The following is a 22,189-nucleotide window of genomic DNA, read 5'->3' on the forward strand; positions in this document are numbered from 1 at the left end:
CCGCGCCGCAACAAAAATCATTGTAGGCAAGGGTTTTCGGCCCTGCCGTGTCAGGGACTGGCGATCGCCAGCGGATCGGCCGGTGGGGGCTCGGGCGGTGCGGCCGGGTCGATGCGGTCGATGCGGGCCTCGATGCGCCCGTCGGCCAGCACGGCGTCGATGCGCTGACCCGGCGCGAGCTGGGCGACGCTGGTCAGCGCCCGGCCCTGGTCGTCGCTCAGCCACGCATAGCCGCGCTGCAGCACCCGCGTCGGATCGAGCGCCGCATGGCGGGCGGCCAGCAGCGCCAGGCCGTCCTGACGACGCGCCAGCGTGCGCCGGCCGGCGTCCAGCAGGCGCACCTGCAAGCGTTCGAGCCGGTGGCCGTGCAACGTCGCCGCGCGTTGCAGCGACTGCGCATGGCGCTGCGCCAGCAAGGCCAGACGCTGGCGGTGCCGGTGGACGAAATCAGCCGGCCGCGCCAGCCGCAGCGCCAGGTGATCGAGCCGCTGCGCGTCGCGGTCGAGCCGGTGTCCGATGCGCTGGCTCATCCAACGAGCCAGCCCGGCCAGCCGGGCCAGCGCCTCGTCGCGCAGCGGAGCGGCCAGCTCGGCGGCGGCGGTCGGCGTGGGCGCGCGCAGGTCGGCGACGAAATCGGCCAGCGTGAAGTCGCTCTCGTGGCCGACCCCGCTGATGACGGGGATCGGCGAGGCCGCGATCGCCCGCACGACCTGCTCGTCGTTGAAGGCCCACAGGTCTTCCAGCGAGCCCCCGCCGCGCACGACCAGCAGCGTGTCGACCTCGGCGCGCTCGCCGGCCGTCCGGATCGCCTGCACCAGCTGGGCCGGCGCGTCGGCGCCCTGCACGCTGGCCGGGTAGATGCGCAGCGCGACATGCGGCGAGCGGCGCCGCAGCGCGGTCACCACGTCGCGCAGGGCGGCAGCGCCGAGCGAGGTGACGACGCCCAGGGCACGCGGGTGGACGGCGATCTCGCGCTTGCGTTCGGCGTCGAACAGGCCCTCGGCTTCCAGCTTGGCCTTCAGGCGCAGGAACTGCTCCATCAGCGCGCCGGCGCCGGCCGGGCGCATGGCCTCGACGATCAGCTGCAGCTCGCCGCGGGCCTCGTAGACGGCCAGCCGGCCGCGCAGCTCGACCTGCTGGCCGTCGCGCGGCGCGAAGTCCAGCATCGACGCGGCGCGGCGGAACATCGCGCAGCGCAGCCCGGCCTGACCGTCGGCCGACTTGAGGTTGAAGTAGCAGTGGCCGCTGGCCGCCCGGCTGAAGCCGGCCAGCTCGCCACGCACCGCCACGGCACCGAATCGGGCTTGCAGCGTGTCGCCCACCGCCTGCACCAGTGCGGCGACGTCCCAGACCATCGGGCGGGCCCCGTTTTCAGGGGGAAAGGATCGGCTGGACATCGCTTCAACAAGCCCTGAAGCGGTGCATCCCGCTGGGGTCATCCACAGAAGCCGTCAAGCGTGACGCCGTGCACGAAACACCGTCACAGCCCTTTAACATCCGTGCAAGTCGTTGATTCATATGATTTTTTTGGTGCCTCACGGAGTGGCAATCCAGCCTACCCCCAGTGCTGACAGCGATTTAGCGCATTTCGCGCCAGCTTGCCCACAAAGTTATCCACAGTTTCTGGGGATAGACAGAAGGGGCTGCGGCGATGCCGGGCCCAAGCCCAACCGAAGCGGATTCTCGCCCGGCCGGTGCCGCCATAATCCCGACCGTTTTTGGCGCTGCCCGGCGGGCGGTGGCAAGAGGCCGATCCACACCGGGAGACCCCTTGATTTCGATCATTCAAGCCGCTGGCTGGCCGATCTGGCCGCTGATCATCTGTTCCATCGCCGCGCTGGCGCTCATCATCGAGCGGCTGTCGAGCCTGCGCCCGGTGCGGGTCGCGCCGGCCAAGCTGCTCGACGAGGTCCTGATCATCACGCGCCAGAGCCTGCCCAACGACGAGGTGATCCGCAAGCTGGCCGACAACTCGGTGCTGGGTTCGGTGCTGGCCGCCGGCATCCGCGCCGCCTCGCAGGACCATGTGCGTGACGAGGCCCAGCTGCGCCAGAGCTTCGAGGCCGCCGGCCGCGCCGCCGTCCACCAGCTGGAGCGCTACCTGAACGCGCTGGGCACCATCGCCTCGGCGGCACCGCTGCTCGGGCTGCTGGGCACCGTCGTCGGCATGATCGAGATCTTCGGCGCGCAGTCGCCCGCCAGCGGCGCCAACCCCGAACAGCTGGCACACGGCATCTCGGTGGCGCTCTACAACACGGCCTTCGGTCTGATCATCGCGATCCCGTCGCTGATGTTCTACCGCTACTTCCGCGGCCGGGTCGACGAGTTCGTGCTGCAGCTGGAGATGGCCGCCGAACGCCTGCTGCCCAACCTGCTGAGGCACGCCGCATGAACTTCCGCCCGCGACGCCCCGAGGAACCGGAGATCAACCTGATCCCGTTCATCGACGTGCTGCTGGTGGTGCTCATCTTCCTGATGCTGTCGACCACCTACGCCAAGTACACCGAGCTGAAGGTGACGCTGCCGGTGGCCGACGCGAACCGGCTCGACGCACCGCCGCGCGAGATCGTCGTCGCGGTGTCGGCCGAGGGCCGCTACAGCGTCAACCGCCAGCCGGTCGACGCCGGCAACCTGGAAGGCCTGATCGCCGCGATGTCGCAGGCCGCGCAGGGCGACGTCAAGCGCCCGCTGATCGTCTCGGCCGATGCGGCGGCGGCGCACCAGAGCGTGATCCTGGTGCTGGACGCGGCCCGCCGGGTCGGCCTGACCCAGCTGACCTTCGCGGCCCAGAGCGGCCGCAGCGGCAAGCCTTGAGCGAACGCGCGGCCGGCCTGTCGGCGCGGATCGAGCGCAGCTGGCTGGACGGCGGACCGCTGCAGTGGGCGCTGCGCCCGCTCGGCCTGCTGCACCTGGCGCTGGTGAGGCTGCGCCATGCGCTGTACCGCCTGGATGTCCTGACGCGCGCAGCCGCGCCGGTGCCCGTCATCGTGGTCGGCAACCGGCTGGTCGGCGGGGCCGGCAAGACACCGACGACGCTGGCGCTGGTCGCCGCGTTGCGGGCGGCCGGACGCCGGCCGGGCATCGTCTCGCGCGGTCATGGCGCCAGCCGCTCGGACGCACGGCCGGTGACGCCGGACGCCACGGCGGCCGAGGTCGGCGACGAGCCGCTGCTGATGCAACGCCGCGCGGGCGTGCCGGTCTGGGTCGGCCATGACCGCGTGGCCGCCGCGCGCGGACTGTGCGCGGCGCACCCGGAGGTCGACCTGATCGTCTGCGACGACGGCCTGCAGCACCTGCGGCTGCGGCGCGAAGTCGAGGTCATCGTGTTCGACGAACGCGGCGCCGGCAACGGCTGGCTGCTGCCGGCCGGGCCGCTGCGCGAACCGCTCTCGACGGCTTCGGCGGTGCCGCGCCACGTGCTCTACAACGCCGATCGCCCGAGCACCGCGCTGCCCGGCGGCTGCGCCCGTCGCGGTCTGGCCGGCCTGGTCGGCCTGGACGACTGGTGGGAAGGCCGGCCGGCGAGCGCCGAGGCCCTCGACACCTTGCGCGGTCGACAGCAGGCCGACGGCCTCGTCCTGCATGCCAGCGCCGGCATCGGTCAGCCGAACCGCTTCTTCGACGGCCTGCGCGCGCGTGGCCTGGCGATCGAGCCGGTCGCCCTGCCCGATCACCACGACCACGCCACGCTGCCCTGGCCGGCCGCCGCCCGCCACGTCATCGTGACCGAGAAGGACGCCGTCAAGCTGCGCCCGCAACGGCTGCGGCGGGATCGGCCGGAGCTGCAGGTCTGGGTCGCGCCGCTGCGGTTCGAGCTGCCGGACGGCTTCGTCGAATCCCTGCTCGCCGACCTGCCCGCAGCCGGGCGCCCCGCCACCTCACGCTAGGATTCCGACCATGGACACCCGACTGATGGACCTGCTGGTCTGCCCCCTCTGCAAGGGCCCCCTGGGCCACGACCACGCCACCCACGAGCTGGTCTGCGCTGCCGACCGGCTGGCCTTCCCGATCCGCGACGGCATCGCCGTGATGCTGGAGTCGGAGGCCCGCAACCTCGATGCCCCGGCGGCCGGTGCCGCGGCCGGCGACACGAACGTCGGCTGAGGTCCGCATGAGCGCTGCGATCCCCGCCTACACCGTGCTGGTGCCAGCCCGTCTGGCGTCGACCCGCCTGCCGCGCAAGCCGCTGGCCGACATCGCCGGCCTGCCGATGGTCGTGCGCGTGGCGCAGCGCTGCCTGCAGAGCCGCGCCGGCCAGGTCGTCGTGGCGACCGACAGCGACGAGGTCCTGCAGGCCTGCCAGGCCCACGGCGTGCGCGTGCTGATGACCCGCGCCGACCACCCGACCGGCAGCGACCGGCTGGCCGAGGCCTGCGAGCAGCTCGGGCTCGACGGCCGCGACATCGTCGTCAACGTGCAGGGCGACGAGCCGCTGATCGACACCGCGCTGATCGACGCCTGCGCCGCGTTGCTGGCCGAGCGCGGCGACTGCGTGATGAGCACCGCCGCGCACGCGATCGACGACGTCGCCGAATACGGCAACCCGAACGTCGTGAAGGTCGTGACCGACATGGCCGGCCGGGCGCTGTATTTCTCGCGCGCGCCGCTGCCCTGGTGGCGCGACGGCAGTGCCGGCGGCACGCTCGCGCTGCCGCAGCCCGCACCGCTGCGCCACATCGGCATCTACGGCTACAGCGCGGGTTTCCTGCGCCGTTTCCCGACCCTGCCGGTGAGCCCGCTGGAGCAGGTCGAATCGCTCGAACAGCTGCGCGTGCTGTGGCATGGCGAGCGCATCGCCGTGCACGTCAGCCCGGAGCGACCGGGCCCCGGCATCGACACGCCCGAGGACCTCGAGCGCGTGCGCCGGCTGTTCGCCGGCTGACACTCATCCGGGTGATCGACCCGACATTTCCACGCCCGGCCCGGTGCCGGGTTCCGCTGCGATTCACCTGCCCCTTTTCGAGGGCAGATCCGGGCCAGAACCCGGCGGCGGAGGGCCTCTGACGTCAGTTTCGTCACAGGGGCCACGTGATATTCTCGAAAACAGAATGCCTTCTTTAAGGCACTGAATTCTTTCGACACCGCATCGACATCCGAGGAGATCCATGAGACTGATCCTGTTGGGCGCCCCGGGCGCTGGAAAAGGCACCCAGGCCGCGTTCATCTGCCAGAAGTACGGCATTCCTCAGATCTCCACCGGCGACATGCTGCGCGCGGCCGTGAAGGCCGGCACCGAGATGGGCCTGGCGGCCGAGAAGGTGATGGACGCCGGCGGTCTGGTCAGCGACGACATCATCATCGGCCTGGTCAAGGAACGCATCGCGCAGGCCGACTGCGCCAACGGTTTCCTGTTCGACGGCTTCCCCCGCACGATTCCCCAGGCCGAGGCCATGAAGGTGGCCGGCGTCAAGCTGGACTACGTGCTCGAGATCGACGTGCCCGACAGCGCCATCATCGAGCGCATGAGCGGCCGTCGCGTGCATCCGGCCTCGGGCCGCACCTACCACGTCGTCTACAACCCGCCCAAGGTCGCCGGCAAGGACGACGCCACCGGAGAGGACCTGATCCAGCGTGACGACGACAAGGAAGAGACCGTGCGCAAGCGCCTGGAGGTCTACCAGAGCCAGACCCGCCCGCTGGTCGACTACTACTCGAACTGGGCCGCCGCCGACGCGGCCGGCGCACCGCAGTACCGCAAGATCAGCGGCATCGGCACGGTCGACGAGATCACCGGCCGCGCGATGGCCGCGCTGGGCTGATCGCCCGCCGTTCAGCCGGACAGGCCGCCTTCGGGCGGCTTTTTGATGCAGCACAATTGACGTTTACGTCAACGTCAACCAAACACCCGAGGAGCATTCCCATGGACATCCAGGACAAGGTCTTCATCGTCACCGGCGCCGCATCCGGCCTGGGCGAAGGCACCGCGCGCATGCTGGCCGGCGCCGGCGGCCGGGTCGTCATCGCCGACCTGCAGGAAGAGCGCGGCCGCGCCGTGGCCGCCGAGATCGGCGGCGCCTTCGTGCGCTGCGACGTCGCCAGCGAGGACGACGGCCGCGCCGTCGTCGCGCAGGCGGTGTCGATGGGCAAGCTGATGGGCCTGGTGAACTGCGCCGGCATCGCGCCGGCCGCCAAGACGGTCGGCAAGGACGGCGCCCATGCGCTGGCGCTGTTCAGCAAGACGATCACCGTCAACCTGATCGGCAGCTTCAACATGATCCGGCTGGCCGCCGAGGCCATGTGCCGCAACGAGCCCGAGCCGACCGGCGAGCGCGGCGTCTTGATCAACACCGCCAGCGTCGCCGCCTACGACGGCCAGATCGGTCAGGCCGCCTATGCCGCCAGCAAGGGCGGCGTCGTCGGCATGACCCTGCCGATCGCGCGCGACCTGGCCCGCAACGGCATCCGCTGCATGACGATCGCCCCGGGCATCTTCGGCACGCCGATGCTGTTCGGCATGCCCCAGGAGGTACAGGACGCGCTGGCCGCCGGCGTGCCCTTCCCGAGCCGCCTGGGCACGCCGCAGGACTACGCCAAGCTGGTCCACCAGATCGTCACCAACGAGATGCTGAACGGCGAGGTGATCCGCCTGGACGGCGCGATTCGCTTGGGCCCTCGCTGACCCGCCTTGCGGCGCCGGGCCGCGTCGGCAAGACTCCGGGCAACCCTGCAACCGACTTCCTCACGCTGGAGTTCTGCCCATGTTCCATCTTCCCGATGCCGTCCGACGCCGCCCGCTCGCCACGTGCCTGACCAGCCTGGCCGCCGCGCTGCTGCTGGCCAGCTGCGCGCAGGCACCGCGGCTGAACTACCAGCCGCCGGCACAGCCGGACCAGCCCGAGATCGCCTCGGGCATGACCGACAAGCCCGGCTGGGCCACCCGCCAGACCGCCGTGGCCGCCGCCAACCCGCTGGCCACCGACGCCGGCCTGCAGGTGCTGCGCGCCGGCGGCACGGCGGTCGACGCGGCGATCGCCGTTCAGATGGTGCTGACGCTGGTCGAGCCGCAGTCCAGCGGCATCGGCGGCGGCGCCTTCCTGATGCACTTCGACGGCCGCCAGGTGCGGGCCTACGACGGCCGCGAGACGGCGCCTGCCGCCGTCGACGAGAAGCTGTTCCTGAAGCCCGACGGCCAGCCGATGGCCTTCATCGATGCGGTGGTCGGCGGTCGATCGGTCGGCGTGCCGGGCACGCTGCGGCTGCTCGAACGCGCCCACCGCGAACACGGCAAGCTGCCGTGGGCCCAGCTGTTCGCGCCGGCCATCCTGCTGGCCGAACAGGGCTTCCGCGTCAGCCCGCGCCTGGCCACGCTGCTGGCCGCCGAGCCGCACCTGCGCAAGGACCCGGCCGCCGCCGCCTTCTACTACCCGGGCGGCGAGCCGCTGAAGGCCGGCCAGTTGCTGCGCAACCCGGCGCTTGCCGCCGTGTTGCGGCGCGTGGCCCAGGGCGGCGCGGATGCGTTCTACCAGGGGCCGGTGGCCGCCAGCATCGTCGCCAAGGTGACCGCTCACCCGACCAACCCGGGCAAGCTGGCCGAGTCCGACCTGGCGAGCTACCGGCCACGCGTGCGCGACGCGCTGTGCGGCGACTGGCGCGCCTGGCGGCTGTGCGGCTTCCCGCCGCCGTCGTCCGGCCAGGTCGCGATCCTGCAGACGCTCGGCATCCTGGAGGCCGCCGGCGGCAGCCCGCAGCCGCCGCTGGTCGACGGCCTGCCCGGCGTCGAGACGCTGCACCGCTACACCGAGTCGGCCCGGCTGGCCTTCGCCGACCGTGCCCAGTACCTGGGCGACCCCGACTTCGTCGAGGCCCCCGGCGGCCGCTGGACCAGCCTGATCGACGCGGCCTACCTGCGCGAGCGCGCCGGCCTGATCGGCGAGCAGTCGATGAAGACGGCCAAGCCCGGCGTGCCGCCCGGCGCCCGTCCGCTGGCCTGGGCGCCCCAGCCCGATCAGCCCGAGTACGGCACGTCGCACCTGTCCATCGTCGACGCGCAAGGCCATGCGGTGGCGATGACGACGACGATCGAGGACCAGTTCGGCGCCCGCCAGATCTGCGACGGCGGCACCGGCCTGCCGGGCGGTTTCCTGCTCAACAACGAGCTGACCGACTTCTCGTTCGCGCCGGCCGACGCGCAGGGCCGGCCGATCGCCAACCGGGTCCAACCCGGCAAGCGGCCACGTTCGAGCATGAGCCCGACGCTGGTGTTCGACCGCACCAGCGGCGCGCTGCAGATGAGCGCCGGCTCGCCGGGCGGCGCGCTGATCATCCATTTCACCGCCAAGACGCTGCTGGGCACGCTGGCCTGGGGGCTGAACGCACAGCAGGCGATCTCGCTGCCGAACTTCGGCACCCTCAACGGACCGACGCTGCTGGAGGCGCAACGCTTCCCGGCCGCGACGGTCGAGGCGCTGAAGGCGCGCGGTCACGAGGTCCGCGAGCTGCCGATGACCAGCGGCCTGCAGGCCATCGAGCGCACGCCCGGCGGCTGGTTCGGCGGCGCCGACCCGCGTCGCGAGGGGATCGTGCTCGGCGATTGAGTCCGGCCGGGGCTCACGGCGCGCTTGGCTAGACTGCGCGCCGTGATCCCCCAAGGCTTCATCCAGGACCTGCTCGCCCGCGCCGACATCGTCGAGGTGGTGGGCCGCCACGTCACGCTCAAGAAGGCCGGCATCAACTTCAAGGGGCTGTGCCCCTTCCACGGCGAGAAGTCACCCAGCTTCGTCGTCAGCCCGAGCCGCCAGACCTATCACTGCTTCGGCTGCGGCGTGCACGGCAACGCCGTCGGCTTCCTGATGGAACACAGCGGCCTTGGCTTCGTCGAATCGGTGCGCGAGCTGGCCGACAACATGGGCCTGCAGGTCCCTGACGACGACACCACCGCCGAGGAGCGCGAACGCGCCGCCAAGGCCCGCGAGCAACGTCTGAGCCTGACCGACGTGCTGGCCAAGGCGATGGGCCACTACCGCGACCAGCTCAAGCGCAGCGACCGGGCCATCGCCTACCTGAAGAAACGTGGCCTGACCGGCACCATCGCCGCCCGCTTCGGCCTGGGCTATGCGCCCCCCGGCAGCCATGCGCTGGCCAGCGCCTACGCCCGCTACGACGACCCGCAGCTGGTCGAGGCCGGGCTGGTCATCCACAAGCAGGAGGCGGGCGAGGAAGAACGCCGCTACGACCGCTTCCGCGACCGGATCATGTTCCCGATCCGCAACCCGAAGGGCGAGGTGATCGGCTTCGGCGGACGCATCCTCGACAGCGGCGAGCCGAAGTACCTGAACTCGCCGGAGACGCCGGTCTTCGTCAAGGGTCGCGAGCTGTACGGCCTGTACGAGGCCCGCCAGGCGATCCGCGAACGCGGTCACGTCTTGGTCACCGAGGGCTACATGGATGTGGTCGCGCTGGCGCAGCTGGGCGTGCCCAACGCGGTGGCCACGCTGGGCACGGCCTGCACGGCCGACCACATCGCCAAGCTGATGCGCTTCACCGACGCGGTGGTCTTCAGCTTCGACGGCGACGCCGCCGGCCGCCGCGCCGCCGCCCGGGCGCTGGAGGCGGTCCTGCCGCACGCGACCGACACGCGCAGCTTCCGCTTCCTGTTCCTGCCGACCGAACATGACCCGGACTCGTTCATCCGCGCCGAGGGCCGCGAGGCCTTCGAACGCTGCATCGCCGACGCGATCCCGCTGTCGGCCCAGCTGATGGCGGTGGCCGCGGTCGACTGCGACCTGGCCACGCCGGAAGGACGTTCGCGGATGCTGGCCCAGGCCCGCCCGCTGTACGACCAGCTGCCCGACGGCCTGCTGCAGGCCCAGCTGCTGGTCGAGCTGGCCCAGCGCGGCGGGCTGGCCGTCGAGGTGCTGGCCGGTCACTGGCAGCGACCGGTGCCGGGCAAGCGCCCTGCCGGTGACGGCCGAGCCCTGCGACAGGACCCGTCGTCCGACGACCGTCCTCGACAGGGCCCGCCGCCGGACTGGGTCGACGACCCGTCGCAACCACCCGGCCCGCCGCGTCGACAGGGCTGGAGCGGCGGCGATGGCACGCGGCGCTGGAAGGATCGCGACGGCCAGCGCGGCAACTGGCGCGACCGAGGCGGACGGCCGGGCGAGTCGTCGGCCAACTACCGTCGCGTCCCGCCCCGCACCGCGACCCTGCTCGACCGTGCCGCCTGGCTGATGGTGCGCGAGGCCCAGCTCTGGCTGGACCTGCCGCCGGACGAACACGAGCGGCTGGTCCAGCAACCGGCGCCCTACGGCGAGTTCTTCGCCGCGCTGGAACGCCTGCTTCATGACCAGGGCGTGCTGCCGATGTCGACCCTGCTGGCGGACCTGGCGCGCGCCGAAGGCCCGGAAGAGGACAGCTCGCGCACGCTGCTGATCGGCCGCATCCAGGCCTTCCACGAGGTTGGCGACGACGCCAGTGCCCGCGAGGAACTCGCCGCCGTGCTCAAGGCGCTGCACCTGCAGGCGGTCGACGAGGAGATCACCCTGCTGCTGGAGTCGGGCGACCTGTCCGAAGCGGCAACCGCGCGTCGCAATGCCTTGATGGCGCAGCGCGCGGCGCTCAAGGCGCCGGTCGTCGCGGCCGACACCGACGACCGCACCAGCCGCCGACGCTGATCCTTCGCCCCGCAAACAGGGGATAAACCCTGCCGTCTTTGACGGAACCTGACGGATGCGTCGATAATCGAAAGCTTGTTCCGACTCGGCAAGAGTGACTGCAGCGTCTGCCGGCCCCGGCCACCCGCGAAACGGGCACCCCATCAGGCCACCTTCCCCGCCAACGCTGCAACAACCAAGGTCACGCGAGCTTGCCAGCGCCGCAGCCCGGCCCCCCGCCCTGATACCAGGCCACGGAGGGTCGGCTGTTTGCATTGTTGCGATCGACTTTCCGAAAAAAATTTTTCGCAAGGGCCGACGCCAGCGCAGACAGATGCTGCCGCCGCCCGGATCCAGACCGCCTGGCCTTAGCCGCCACGGCCGCCACCTGCCGAGTACCCAGCCGAGGAATCGCATGACCGCGAAAAAGCGCGCCCCCGCCCCTGCCACTGAAGCCGACGAGAGCCTGAACGCCACCCCCGCCGCCGAGGCCGCACCGGCCAAGCCCGCGCGTGCCGCGAAGGCCCCGAAGGCGGCCAAGGCGGTTGTCGAAGCTGCTGAAGCCGGCGACGACGGCGCTGCCGCTCCGGCTGCGGGCGCCAAGCGCGGCCGCAAGCCGAAGGCCGCGAGCGCCGAGCCCGCCGCCAAGAAGGTCGATGCCAAGGGCGCGACCAAGCCGGCCCTGGAAGCCGAGGAAGACTTCACCGACATCGAGGCCGAACTCGAGGTCGAGGCCGAAGTCGAGGTCGAGGCCGAGGTCGAGACCGCTGCCGTCGAGGAAGTCGGCGAGGACAAGCCCAAGGCCAAGCCGCTGCGCATGAAGGTCAGCCGGGCCAAGGAACGCGCGCTGATGCGCGAGTTCGGCCTGGACGAGACGACGCTCACCGAAGAGGAAGTCAACAAGCGCCGCTCGGAGCTCAAGACCCTCATCAAGATGGGCAAGACGCGTGGCTACCTCACGCACCAGGAAATCAACGACCACCTGCCAGAGAAGCTGGTCGAGGCCGAGATCCTCGAGGCCATCGTGTCGATGCTCAATGACATGGGCATCGCCGTGTACGAGCAGGCGCCCGACGCGGCCACGCTGCTGATCTCCGGCAACAACACCAGCACGGCGACCGAAGAGGAAGCCGAGGAAGAGGCCGAAGCCGCGCTGTCCACGGTCGACTCCGAGTTCGGCCGCACGACCGACCCGGTGCGCATGTACATGCGCGAGATGGGCACCGTCGAGCTGCTGACGCGCGAGGGCGAGATCGAGATCGCCAAGCGCATCGAAGGCGGCCTGCAGGCCATGATGCTGGCGATCTCCGCATCGCCGGCGACCATCGCCGAGATCCTCGCGCTGGCCGCGCGCATCCGCTCCGGCGATGACCAGATCTCCAGCGTGGTCGACGGCTTCGTCGCCGCCGACGAGGCCGACGACTACGTCGCCGAGGAAGACTTCGACGAGTTCGACGAAGAGGACGACGACGACGGCAACGGTGGCTCCAAGGCGCTGACCAAGAAGCTCGAGGAGCTGAAGAACCAGGCGCTGGTCAAGTTCGACGCGCTCGAGGCCGACTTCGAGAAGATGCGCCGCGCCTACGAGAAGGACGGCTACAAGTCGCCGGCCTACAACAAGGCGCAGGAGGCGATCAGCACGCAGCTGATGACGATCCGCTTCACCGTCAAGACGATCGAGAAGCTGTGCGACCTGCTGCGTTCGCAGGTCGACGACGTGCGCCGCTACGAGCGCGAGCTGCGCAAGATCCTGGTCGACCGCTGCGGCATGCCGCAGGAGTACTTCATCAAGGTCTTCCCGCCCAACATGCTCAACCTGGCCTGGGCCGAGGGCGAGGTCGCGGCCGGCAAGAACTACAGCGCCATCATGGGCCGCAACCTGCCGGCGGTGCAGGAACTGCAGCAGAAGCTGATCGACCTGCAGGCCAAGGCGGTCGTGCCGATCGAGGATCTCAAGGAGATCAACAAGCGCATGAACGAGGGCGAGGCCAGCTCGCGCGAGGCCAAGCGCGAAATGATCGAGGCCAACCTGCGCCTGGTCATCTCGATCGCCAAGAAGTACACCAACCGCGGCCTGCAGTTCCTGGACCTGATCCAGGAAGGCAACATCGGCCTGATGAAGGCGGTCGACAAGTTCGAATACCGCCGGGGCTACAAGTTCTCGACCTACGCGACGTGGTGGATCCGCCAGGCCATCACCCGCTCGATCGCCGACCAGGCCCGCACCATCCGCATCCCGGTTCACATGATCGAGACGATCAACAAGATGAACCGCATCTCGCGCCAGCACCTGCAGGAGTTCGGCTACGAGCCCGACGCCCCGTCGCTGGCCGAGAAGATGGAGATGCCCGAGGACAAGATCCGCAAGATCATGAAGATCGCCAAGGAGCCGATCTCCATGGAGACGCCGATCGGCGACGACGACGACTCGCACCTGGGCGACTTCATCGAGGACACCAACAACACCGCGCCGATCGAGGCCGCGATGCAGGCCGGCCTGCGCGAGGTCGTGCGCGACATCCTCGACAGCCTGACCCCGCGCGAGGCCAAGGTGCTGCGCATGCGCTTCGGCATCGAGATGAGCACGGACCACACGCTGGAAGAAGTCGGCAAGCAGTTCGACGTGACCCGCGAACGCATCCGCCAGATCGAGGCCAAGGCGATCCGCAAGCTCAAGCACCCGAGCCGTTCGGACAAGCTGCGCACCTACCTCGACAACCTCTGACAGGGCTGTCCGCCGGCGTCGAGCCGGCGCAACTCACCCGTCTGAAAGGCCCGCAAACACGGGCCTTTTTCATTTCAGGGCATGAGGTCGTGCGATGCGTCACGCCGCTGCACGCTAAACTTTGGCGCATGTCGCAGACTGTCTCCTGCACCGTACTTTTCGCCGATCTGCGCGGCAGCACCTCGCTCTACGAGAGCCTCGGCAATGCCGAAGCGGCCTCGGTGGTCACCCACAGCGTGTCTGTGGTCGGGAGGATCATCGAAGGCCAGGGCGGCCGCGTCATCAAGACCCTCGGTGACGGCCTGATGGCCGTCTTTCCCGATCCCCTGCCCGCCGTTCGCGCGGCCGAGGAAGTCCACGAATCGATCGACCGCATCACCGGCTCGTCCAAGCCCGCGAGACGCCCCGCCATGCGGGTGCAGATCGCGATGGTTCACGGCGAGATGATCGAGGTCGCCGGTGACTGCTTCGGCGACGCCGTCAACGTCTCGGCCCGGCTGCTCGATGCGGCCGGCGACAACGAGACGCTGCTGACGACGCAGACCATCGAGCACCTGCCGGTCGACATGCGCGACCGCTTCCGCCGACTGGAGAAACTGCACCTGCGCGGCCGGCTCGAACCGGTCGAGGTCTGGCGCCTGGAGCCGCGCCGGCTGCAGGACGCGGCCTCGACGATGTTCGGCGACTCGGCGCCGGCCAGCGCGCCCGAAGGCATCCGGCTGACCTGCGACGGCGTCTCGCGCATCCACAGCGTGCGCAACCTGCCGGTCATCATCGGCCGCAGCCACGAGGCCAACTACTGCGTCGATGACAGCCGCGTCTCGCGCTCGCATTGCCGCATCGAATGGCACAGCGGCACCTTCCAGCTGACCGACCTGAGCTCGAACGGCACCTATGTGCGCTTCGGCCGGCAGTCGGAAATCATCACGCTGCGACGTGGTTCCTGCACGCTGCACGGCCGGGGCGTGATCTGCATGGGCGTCAGCCCGAACGTGCTGAACGCGCCGACGATCGGCTTCGAGGTCCTGCGCTTCGACGACACCGACCCGCAGCCGCTGCTCTGAGGCGCCGCGCCGGCGGCGTCAGTCCGACAGCAGCCGGTCGGCCAGCACGGCCAGATCCCCGATGACCCAGTGGTGCCCCTGCGGCGCCGACGGATCCACCTCCAACCGCCCGGCCAACGCCGGCTCGCGCCGCAGCCACGCGCTGTGCAGGCCGGCCGCGCGCGCGCCGACGATGTCGGCCGCATGGTCGTCGCCCACGTGCATGACCGCCTCGGGCGGGCAATCGAGCGCCGCGCAGGCCTGCCGGAAGATGCGCGGATCGGGCTTGGCGACACCCGCCTGACGGGCGCTGACCGAGCCCGCGAACCAGGCTGACAGGCCCGTCGCTTCCAGCTCCGCGTTGCCGTTGCTGACGGCCAGAAGACGGAAGCGGGAGGCCAGCCGATCCAGCGCGTCGGCCACCTCGTCGTAGAACACCACCTGCTGGCGATGGGCGAAGAAGCAGTCGAAGGCCGGCTCGGCGAGCGCCGGGTCGTCGCCTGCGGCCGTCAGCGCCTCGACCAGCGAGACGCGGCGCAGCTGGCTCAGGTCATGAGCCAGTGCCGGGTGGCGGCGACCGACGTCGGCGCGCAGCGCGCGCATCGCCTCCACGTCGTGCATCCGGGCCGTGGCGCTCGCGTGTTCGGCCAGCCAGTCGTGCATCGCCCGCTCGGCCCGCAGCAGCGTCGGCAGGAGAGGCCAGAGGGTGTCGTCGAGGTCGAGGGTCAGCGCGCGGATCGTCATCGCCGGATTGTCGGCGCCGATCGGTCGGGGTGAAGCCGCTCGGGGCGAAGCCGCTCGGCGAGAATCCGCGCCGCCATGCCATACGCCACCGAACCCACCTTCCAGCACGGCCGCGCCCCGCGTGTCGGCGTGCTGCTCGTCAACCTCGGTACGCCCGACGCACCGCAGACCGATGCGGTGCGCCGCTACCTGGCCCAGTTCCTGTCCGACCCGCGCGTGGTCGAGATCCCGCGGGCGATCTGGCTGCCGATCCTGCACGGGATCATCCTGCGCACGCGGCCGGCCAAGTCGGCCGCCAAGTACGCCAGCGTGTGGACCCCGGAAGGCTCGCCGCTGGCGGTCTGGACGCGCAAGCAGGCGACATTGCTGCAGGGCTACCTGGGCGAACGCGGCGAGCAGGTCGTCGTGTCCTGGGCGATGCGCTATGGCAAGCCCGACATGGCCGGCGCACTCGACCAGCTCAAGCAGCAGGGCTGCGACCGCATCCTCGTGCTGCCGATGTACCCGCAGTACTCGGGCACGACGACGGCCAGCGTCTGGGATGACCTGAGCGCCTGGGCGGCCACGCAGCGCAACCTGCCCGAGCTGCGCTTCATCAAGCAGTACCACGACGACCCGGCCTACATCGATGCGCTGGCCGAGCGGGTGCAGGACTTCTGGCAGCGCGAGGGCCGCGGCGATCACCTGCTGCTGAGCTTCCACGGCGTGCCCGAGCGCACGCTGCACCTGGGCGATCCCTACCACTGCCAGTGCCTGAAGACCGGCCGCCTGCTGGGTGAACGTCTGGGGCTGTCGCGTGACCAGATGAGCCTGAGCTTCCAGAGCCGCTTCGGCAAGGCCAAGTGGCTGGAGCCTTACACCGAGGCGACCCTCAAGTCGCTGGCCAAGAAGGGTGTGCGCCACCTGCAGGTCTTCTGCCCCGGCTTCCCGGCCGATTGCCTGGAGACGCTGGAGGAGATCGCGATCGAGGGCCGCCACGACTTCCTGCAGGCCGGCGGCCAGCGCTACGAGCACATCCCCTGCCTGAACGACCATCCGGCGTGGATCCGCGCGATGGTGTCGATCGTGCAGCGCCATGCCGCCGGCTGGCCGACCACGCGGGAGGAGCAGCCGCGCCCCGCCGAACTGGAATCGCAGCGCCTGCGCGCCCTGACGCTGGGCGCCCAGGCCTGAGGCTGGCGCCAGAGTCACAGGGGGACGACGATGAAGACCCACCACGCCACCGCCCGCAAGGCCGCCGAGGCCGATCGGCAACAGGAAAGCGCCGGTGTGCGGCTCGACAAGTGGCTGTGGGCGGCGCGCTTCTACAAGACCCGCAGCGTGGCCGGCGAGGCGATCGAGAAGGGCCGCGTGATGGTCAACGACCAGTTCGCCAAGGCCAGCCGCACGGTGCGCGTCGGCGACACGCTGGCGGTGCGCCAGGGCGATTGCCCGCTGGCCCGCCGCATTCTCGTCAAGGGACTGTCGGAGACCCGCGGGCCGGCGCCGGTCGCCCAGGCGCTCTACGAGGAAACCGAGGAAAGCCGCCAGGCCATCGCCACCTGGACCGCCGCCCGCCCCTATCAGGCCGATCCGGCCCAGAGCATCGAACAGGGCCGCCCGACCAAGTCGGACCGGCGCAAGCTGGTCGAGTGGCAGCGCTGGAGCGTGTCGCTGGACGACGAAAACGACAAGGGCTGAAGAACCATCGGTTCCTCAGCCCCCGGGCGACGGAAGCGGTCGCTGCGCGGGATCAGGGCGAGCTGTTCTCGGGCTTGATCTTCAGGGCCGTGATCAAGGCCGGCGAGACGCCAGCGGCGGACCCCAGGGCGCCTTCGACCTCGATCGCCACGCCGTTCGCCCATTGCGTCGCGTTGGCGGCGTCGATGGCGCGGAAGAACGTGTTGGCCTGATAGGTCACCCGGGCGATGGTCCCGCTGACGCCGACCACGTCGAAGGTCCGTGCGCTGGTGTCCAGGTTGGCCACGAAGCCGCGACGTTCGACCACCCCGCCCTGGACCTCGCTGCCACACTGGATCTTCGTCGCGACCAGACCGTCGGAGCGGATCTGGCCCTTGACCTCGACGAAGGTGCCGTCCGGCACGGCCACGCCCGCCGAGCAGCCGACGCCGCTGTAGGTCACGCCCGAAGCCGGCACCGTGACCAGCGTGTCACGCACCTGGAAGGAGGTCGTGCTGGCACCCGCGTTCGACACCGTGCCGATCAGTTCCGCCGGGTCGATCGTGCTGTCGTTGCCGTTGCGGCGCTGGATGCGCGTGGCGATGAAGTTGCCCGATGCGTCGAAGCTGCCGCGGACACGGACGTAGTCGCGGCTGGCCGGTGCGTAGTTGCTCGGGTCGAATCGCGCACCCGACAGGTTGATCGTCAGGCCGTCGATGACGATGGTGCTGCCCGAGACGCTGTCGATGACGCCGCCGAAGTGGTCCGACGTGCCGCTGGAGGAGGCGAGCGTGCGAACGCGCACCGCCTGGGCCGTCAGGGCGTTGCTGCCGCTGGTGTAGGCCGTGGAGCCAGCGAACACCGTCACGAGCTTGCCGTCGGCCAGCGTCGCACCGGCAGGCCGGATGACGGCACTGCCGCGCTGGATCGTCACGTTGCCGATCTTGAAGGTCGTGCCGCTCGATGTCGTGACGATGCCCGTCAGCCGGACATGGTCGGTGCTGGCCTTCTTCTCGACGCGGGTCGCGTCGTAGACCAGGGCGGCGCCAGTGCCACGGCGGATCGCGTGGACCTCGACGACATCACCGGCGGCGATGCCCAGCGAGAAGCCGGACAGCAGCGTCGCCGTCTGGGTCGACGTCGTGGGGATGATGTTGACCGTCTGCCCCAGCAGTCGGAACGAACTGCCGGTGACCGATTCGACCGTGCCGATCAGCGACGGTTCGACCTCGATCCGGCTGGCGGTGCCGCTGGCGTCGTCGTCGCTGCCGTTGTTCTCGACCAGCGTGCGCTGGCCCAGCTTGGCCTCCGTCAGCACGAAGGTGCCGCCCGAGGCGCCCTGTTCGACCTCGACGCGGGCCGAGCGATCGTCGAAGCGGATGCCGTCGACGATCACGCTGCCGAAGCCGTAGACCGTGCCGTTGGACACCCCCGTGCCGTTGGTGCCGACGCCGCCGTCACCGCCGCCGCCGCAGGCCGAGACGATGGCCAGCGCCAGCGTGGCGAGCCCCGCCTGCCAGGCGCGGGCCCGCCGGCGCGACGGTTGGGAAGGTGCGGCGAGGATCGAATCCGGACCGGGTCGGTCAGTCATGGGGTGCTCCGGGGAACCAGGGCGGGACGGTAGGTCGGGGATCTGACAGGCCGGCGACACCCGTCAGGAAGACCGGGACGTGGCGTCCGGCTTGCCGGCGCTGCCCTTGGGCGGCACGGGCTCGTGGTAGTAGTACACGCCAAAGCGCATGCGGAACGGCGTGTCCTCGCGGGCATTGTCGGCGCGCACGCACTCGGTCGCGGCCGCCACCATCCCATCGAATGCGGGGGCCCAGAGGTCGCGGGCGACGTTGGCCAGCTTCAGGCCCGACTCCTCGCTCAGGCCGTTGGCATAGACGCTCTGTTCCAGGAACTTGAAGCCCTGACCGGCCTGCAGGTTGTGGACGGCGGCGGCCAGATGGTCCGAGGCGTTGACGGCCAGCGTCTGGGCCGCGCTCTCGTCTTCCGGACGGCTGACGAAACGCTCGGTGCTGAGGCAGACCTGCTCGCCCTCGACCGTCACGACGCCCAGGCGCTGCAGTTCTTCCAGCAGCGTGCGCGGGTGGACGTCGCTGGACGTCTCGCGCGCCAGCGCCTCGAAGCTGGGCAGGTCGCCGTGGCGCGGCAGGCAGGTGATGACCTTGTGGGTCTCCGGATCGCGGTAGCGGGTGTCTGTCACCCAGCGGGTGAAAAGCACCGATGCCGGCGTCGGCACCAGCGGGGCGGTCGGCAGGGCCTGGGTCGACAGCGCGCGGACGTCCTTGCGGTGCACGCCCGACAGCACGCTCAGCGCCGAATCGGTCACCTTGGTGCCCTTGCGCTGCAGTTCGCTGCGCGCCTCGGCCAGGAAGACCTGCTTGAGCATCTGGGTCAGCGCGCCGTAGTGGACGCCGTGGCGCAACAGCCAGCGCACGACAGGACGCAGGACGACCGCAGCGCCATCCAGGGCCTGCTGGGCCCGGGGGTCATGACCGACGAGAGGACCGGAATCCGCTCCGGGAAGTTCGCTCATAGACTGCTGCTCGGCTGGACGGTACGGGGGTTAACTATGGGATATTTTCCCAGTAGTGTAGCGAATTTTTCCCATCCGAATCGACTGGCAATGTAACGCGACCGCCTGCCTGAATCAGAAATATCAAGCCTCTTGAAATCAGGGACTTGACCGCCAGTTGGCGACGGAACGCCCGCTGAGGCATCCGTCGGACGACACTTTTTCCCCCTCACCATGAACCAGACGCACGCAGAAGATCCCAACGCCCGGTCGATCGAGACCCAGGGCGACAGCCACGAGCAGGTCGACGACCCGATGGCCCGCATCGCCGAGCTGGAAGCCAAGAACCACGAGCTGGCCGACGCCTACCTGCGTGCCAAGGCCGAGGCCGACAACACCCGCCGCCGCGCCGACGACGAGATCGCCAAGTCGCGCAAGTTCGCGCTGGAATCGTTCGCCGACAGCCTGCTGCCGGTCAAGGACAGCCTGGAGGCGGCCATCGCCACGCACCTGAGCGGCCAGGGCACGCCCGAGCAGATGCTCGAGGGCGTGCACGCGACGCTGCGCCAGCTGAGCCAGGCGCTGGAGCGCAACAAGGTGCTGGAGGTCAACCCGCCGGCCGGCACGAAGTTCGATCCGCACCAGCACCAGGCCATCAGCATGGTGCCGGCCGATCAGGACGCCAACACCGTCGTGGCCGTCCTGCAGAAGGGCTACACGATCGCCGAGCGCGTGCTGCGCCCGGCGCTGGTCACGGTGGCCGCGCCGAAGTGAGCCCCACCCCGGCGCCGCGCGGGCTGACCCCTTGAAAGCCCCGGCGCCATCCACAGATCAACGACAACTCAACGCATTCCCCGGAGAACACACATGGGCAAGATCATCGGCATCGACCTCGGCACCACCAACAGCTGCGTCGCCATCATGGAAGGCAACAGCACCAAGGTGATCGAGAACAGCGAGGGCGCGCGCACGACGCCTTCGATCATCGCGTACCAGGAAGACGGCGAGATCCTGGTCGGCGCCTCGGCCAAGCGCCAGGCGGTGACCAACCCGAAGAACACGGTCTACGCCGCCAAGCGCCTGATCGGCCGCAAGTTCACCGAGAAGGAAGTGCAGAAGGACATCGACCTGATGCCCTACAAGATCTCCGCGGCCGACAACGGCGACGCCTGGATCGAGGTGCGCGGCAAGAAGCTGGCCCCGCCGCAGATCAGCGCCGAAGTCCTGCGCAAGATGAAGAAGACCGCCGAGGACTACCTGGGCGAGGAAGTGACCGAGGCCGTCATCACGGTGCCGGCCTACTTCAACGACAGCCAGCGCCAGGCGACCAAGGACGCCGGCCGCATCGCCGGCCTGGACGTCAAGCGCATCATCAACGAGCCGACCGCTGCGGCCCTGGCCTTCGGCCTGGACAAGCACGGCAAGGGCGACCGCAAGATCGCCGTCTATGACCTGGGTGGCGGCACCTTCGACATCTCGATCATCGAGATCGCCGACGTCGACGGCGAGATGCAGTTCGAGGTGCTGTCGACCAACGGCGACACCTTCCTGGGCGGCGAGGACTTCGACCAGCGCATCATCGATTTCATCATCGGCGAGTTCAAGAAGGACCAGGGCGTCGACCTGACCAAGGACGTGCTGGCCCTGCAGCGCCTGAAGGAAGCCGCCGAGAAGGCCAAGATCGAGCTGTCGTCGTCGACCTCCACCGACGTCAACCTGCCCTACATCACGGCCGATGCGACTGGCCCGAAGCACCTCAACGTCAAGCTCAACCGCGCCAAGCTGGAGAGCCTGGTCGAGGAGCTGATCGAGCGCACGATCGCCCCGTGCCGCACCGCGATGAAGGACGCCGGCGTCAGCGCTGCGCAGATCGACGACATCATCCTGGTCGGCGGCATGACCCGCATGCCCAAGGTGCAGGACAAGGTCAAGGAGTTCTTCGGCAAGGAGCCGCGCAAGGACGTCAACCCTGACGAGGCCGTGGCCGTCGGTGCCGCCATCCAGGGCCAGGTCCTGGGCGGCGAGCGCAAGGACGTGCTGCTGCTCGACGTCACCCCGCTGAGCCTGGGCATCGAGACGCTGGGCGGCGTGATGACCAAGATGATCGCCAAGAACACGACCATCCCGACCAAGTTCTCGCAGACCTTCTCGACCGCCGACGACAACCAGCCGGCCGTGACGATCAAGGTCTACCAGGGCGAGCGCGAGATGGCCGCCGGCAACAAGAGCCTGGGCGAGTTCAACCTCGAGGGCATCCCGCCGGCCGCGCGAGGCACGCCGCAGATCGAGGTGACCTTCGACATCGACGCCAACGGCATCCTGCACGTCGGCGCCAAGGACAAGGCGACCGGCAAGGAAAACAAGATCACCATCAAGGCGAACTCGGGCCTGTCGGAAGAAGAGATCCAGAAGATGGTGCGCGACGCCGAGGCCAATGCGGCCGAGGACAAGAAGAAGCTCGAAGTCATCCAGGCGCGCAACCAGGGAGACGCGATGGTGCACTCGGTGCGCAAGTCGCTGACCGAGTACGGCGACAAGCTCGAAGCCGGCGAGAAGGACAAGATCGAGCTGGCGATCAAGGAGCTGGAAGAAGCGCTGAAGGGCGAGGACAAGGACGCCATCGAGTCCCGCACCAACGCGCTGATGACGGCCAGCCAGAAGCTTGGCGAGAAGGTCTACGCCGACATGCAGGCGCAGCAGGCGGCGGCCGGTGGTGCGGCCGAAGGCCAGCCCGCCGGTGCGGCCGGCGGCTCGGCCAAGGCCGATGACGCCGACGTGGTCGACGCCGAGTTCAAGGAAGTCAAGAAGGGCTGACACCGGCCCGGCCCGGCGCCGCCGAGAGGCGGTGACGAGGCCCTGATCCACCGCCGCGTCAGGGCCGCAGACCGTTCTGCGACCCGGCGCG

General features: G+C 69.8%; 19 protein-coding genes. 15 read left to right on the forward strand and 4 right to left on the reverse strand.

What is annotated here, in order from left to right:
• Positions 1–50: 50 nt before the first annotated feature.
• Positions 51–1,397: an exodeoxyribonuclease VII large subunit gene (gene xseA, locus ACWA7K_RS10290; RefSeq protein WP_456210441.1), complete on the reverse strand. Its 1,347-nt coding sequence runs from the start codon at positions 1,395–1,397 to the stop codon at positions 51–53.
• Between the two features lie 374 nt (positions 1,398–1,771).
• On the opposite strand from xseA, the gene ACWA7K_RS10295 reads away from it, so the two are divergent.
• The 11 genes from ACWA7K_RS10295 to ACWA7K_RS10345 all read left to right on the forward strand — a co-directional run bounded on the left by ACWA7K_RS10295 (position 1,772) and on the right by ACWA7K_RS10345 (position 14,381).
• Positions 1,772–2,392, forward strand: a complete 621-nt coding sequence (locus tag ACWA7K_RS10295; protein WP_456168200.1) for a MotA/TolQ/ExbB proton channel family protein — start codon at positions 1,772–1,774, stop codon at positions 2,390–2,392.
• Positions 2,389–2,814 carry an ExbD/TolR family protein gene (locus tag ACWA7K_RS10300; protein ID WP_456168202.1) on the forward strand — a complete coding sequence of 142 codons (426 nt, stop codon included), beginning with the start codon at positions 2,389–2,391 and terminating at the stop codon, positions 2,812–2,814. The genes ACWA7K_RS10295 and ACWA7K_RS10300 overlap by 4 nt, the downstream gene beginning before the upstream one ends.
• Entirely contained in the window at positions 2,811–3,887 is a 1,077-nt protein-coding gene (gene lpxK, locus ACWA7K_RS10305) for a tetraacyldisaccharide 4'-kinase (RefSeq protein ID WP_456168204.1), read from the forward strand. Before ACWA7K_RS10300 ends, lpxK begins: the two co-directional genes overlap by 4 nt.
• A 10-nt stretch (positions 3,888–3,897) precedes the next feature.
• Complete coding sequence (locus ACWA7K_RS10310) at positions 3,898–4,104, forward strand: Trm112 family protein (protein ID WP_456168206.1); 207 nt, start codon at positions 3,898–3,900, stop codon at positions 4,102–4,104.
• Between the two features lie 7 nt (positions 4,105–4,111).
• On the forward strand, positions 4,112–4,882 hold the full coding sequence (kdsB, locus tag ACWA7K_RS10315; RefSeq protein WP_456168208.1) for a 3-deoxy-manno-octulosonate cytidylyltransferase: 771 nt from the start codon (positions 4,112–4,114) through the stop codon (positions 4,880–4,882).
• Positions 4,883–5,105: 223 nt separating this feature from the next.
• Positions 5,106–5,759 carry an adenylate kinase gene (gene adk / locus ACWA7K_RS10320; RefSeq protein WP_456168210.1) on the forward strand — a complete coding sequence of 218 codons (654 nt, stop codon included), beginning with the start codon at positions 5,106–5,108 and terminating at the stop codon, positions 5,757–5,759.
• A 101-nt stretch (positions 5,760–5,860) separates the two neighbouring features.
• Positions 5,861–6,619 carry a 3-hydroxyacyl-CoA dehydrogenase gene (locus tag ACWA7K_RS10325; RefSeq protein WP_456168212.1) on the forward strand — a complete coding sequence of 253 codons (759 nt, stop codon included), beginning with the start codon at positions 5,861–5,863 and terminating at the stop codon, positions 6,617–6,619.
• Positions 6,620–6,698: 79 nt separating this feature from the next.
• On the forward strand, positions 6,699–8,534 hold the full coding sequence (locus ACWA7K_RS10330; protein ID WP_456168214.1) for a gamma-glutamyltransferase family protein: 1,836 nt from the start codon (positions 6,699–6,701) through the stop codon (positions 8,532–8,534).
• Positions 8,535–8,576: 42 nt separating this feature from the next.
• Entirely contained in the window at positions 8,577–10,613 is a 2,037-nt protein-coding gene (dnaG, locus tag ACWA7K_RS10335) for a DNA primase (RefSeq protein WP_456168216.1), read from the forward strand.
• Between the two features lie 394 nt (positions 10,614–11,007).
• The gene (gene rpoD / locus ACWA7K_RS10340; protein ID WP_456168218.1) at positions 11,008–13,317 is read left to right on the forward strand and encodes an RNA polymerase sigma factor RpoD; all 2,310 of its coding nucleotides are present in this window, start codon (positions 11,008–11,010) and stop codon (positions 13,315–13,317) included.
• 128 nt (positions 13,318–13,445) lie between these two features.
• Positions 13,446–14,381, forward strand: a complete 936-nt coding sequence (locus ACWA7K_RS10345) for an adenylate/guanylate cyclase domain-containing protein (RefSeq protein ID WP_456168220.1) — start codon at positions 13,446–13,448, stop codon at positions 14,379–14,381.
• A gap of 18 nt (positions 14,382–14,399) precedes the next feature.
• Here ACWA7K_RS10345 and ACWA7K_RS10350 read toward each other — a convergent pair whose 3' ends face one another.
• The gene (locus tag ACWA7K_RS10350; protein WP_456168222.1) at positions 14,400–15,104 is read right to left on the reverse strand and encodes an HAD family hydrolase; all 705 of its coding nucleotides are present in this window, start codon (positions 15,102–15,104) and stop codon (positions 14,400–14,402) included.
• Between the two features lie 75 nt (positions 15,105–15,179).
• Between ACWA7K_RS10350 and hemH the strand changes: the two genes are divergently transcribed.
• Positions 15,180–16,277, forward strand: coding sequence for a ferrochelatase (gene hemH, locus ACWA7K_RS10355; protein WP_456168224.1), 1,098 nt, complete (start codon positions 15,180–15,182; stop codon positions 16,275–16,277).
• Positions 16,278–16,307: 30 nt separating this feature from the next.
• Positions 16,308–16,784 carry an RNA-binding S4 domain-containing protein gene (locus ACWA7K_RS10360; protein ID WP_456168226.1) on the forward strand — a complete coding sequence of 159 codons (477 nt, stop codon included), beginning with the start codon at positions 16,308–16,310 and terminating at the stop codon, positions 16,782–16,784.
• Positions 16,785–16,836: 52 nt separating this feature from the next.
• Here ACWA7K_RS10360 and ACWA7K_RS10365 read toward each other — a convergent pair whose 3' ends face one another.
• Together ACWA7K_RS10365 and ACWA7K_RS10370 are read right to left on the reverse strand one after the other, a co-directional pair.
• The gene (locus ACWA7K_RS10365) at positions 16,837–18,354 is read right to left on the reverse strand and encodes a DUF5666 domain-containing protein (protein WP_456168228.1); all 1,518 of its coding nucleotides are present in this window, start codon (positions 18,352–18,354) and stop codon (positions 16,837–16,839) included.
• Between the two features lie 63 nt (positions 18,355–18,417).
• Positions 18,418–19,305, reverse strand: coding sequence for a DUF6502 family protein (locus ACWA7K_RS10370; protein WP_456168230.1), 888 nt, complete (start codon positions 19,303–19,305; stop codon positions 18,418–18,420).
• Positions 19,306–19,518: 213 nt separating this feature from the next.
• Here ACWA7K_RS10370 and grpE point away from each other — a divergent pair, with 213 nt between their 5' ends.
• Positions 19,519–20,058, forward strand: a complete 540-nt coding sequence (gene grpE, locus ACWA7K_RS10375; protein WP_456168232.1) for a nucleotide exchange factor GrpE — start codon at positions 19,519–19,521, stop codon at positions 20,056–20,058.
• 93 nt (positions 20,059–20,151) lie between these two features.
• Positions 20,152–22,098, forward strand: coding sequence for a molecular chaperone DnaK (dnaK, locus tag ACWA7K_RS10380; protein ID WP_456168234.1), 1,947 nt, complete (start codon positions 20,152–20,154; stop codon positions 22,096–22,098).
• Positions 22,099–22,189 lie beyond the last annotated feature (91 nt).

This window comes from Leptothrix mechoopdaensis (SeqCode) (assembly GCF_053893855.1).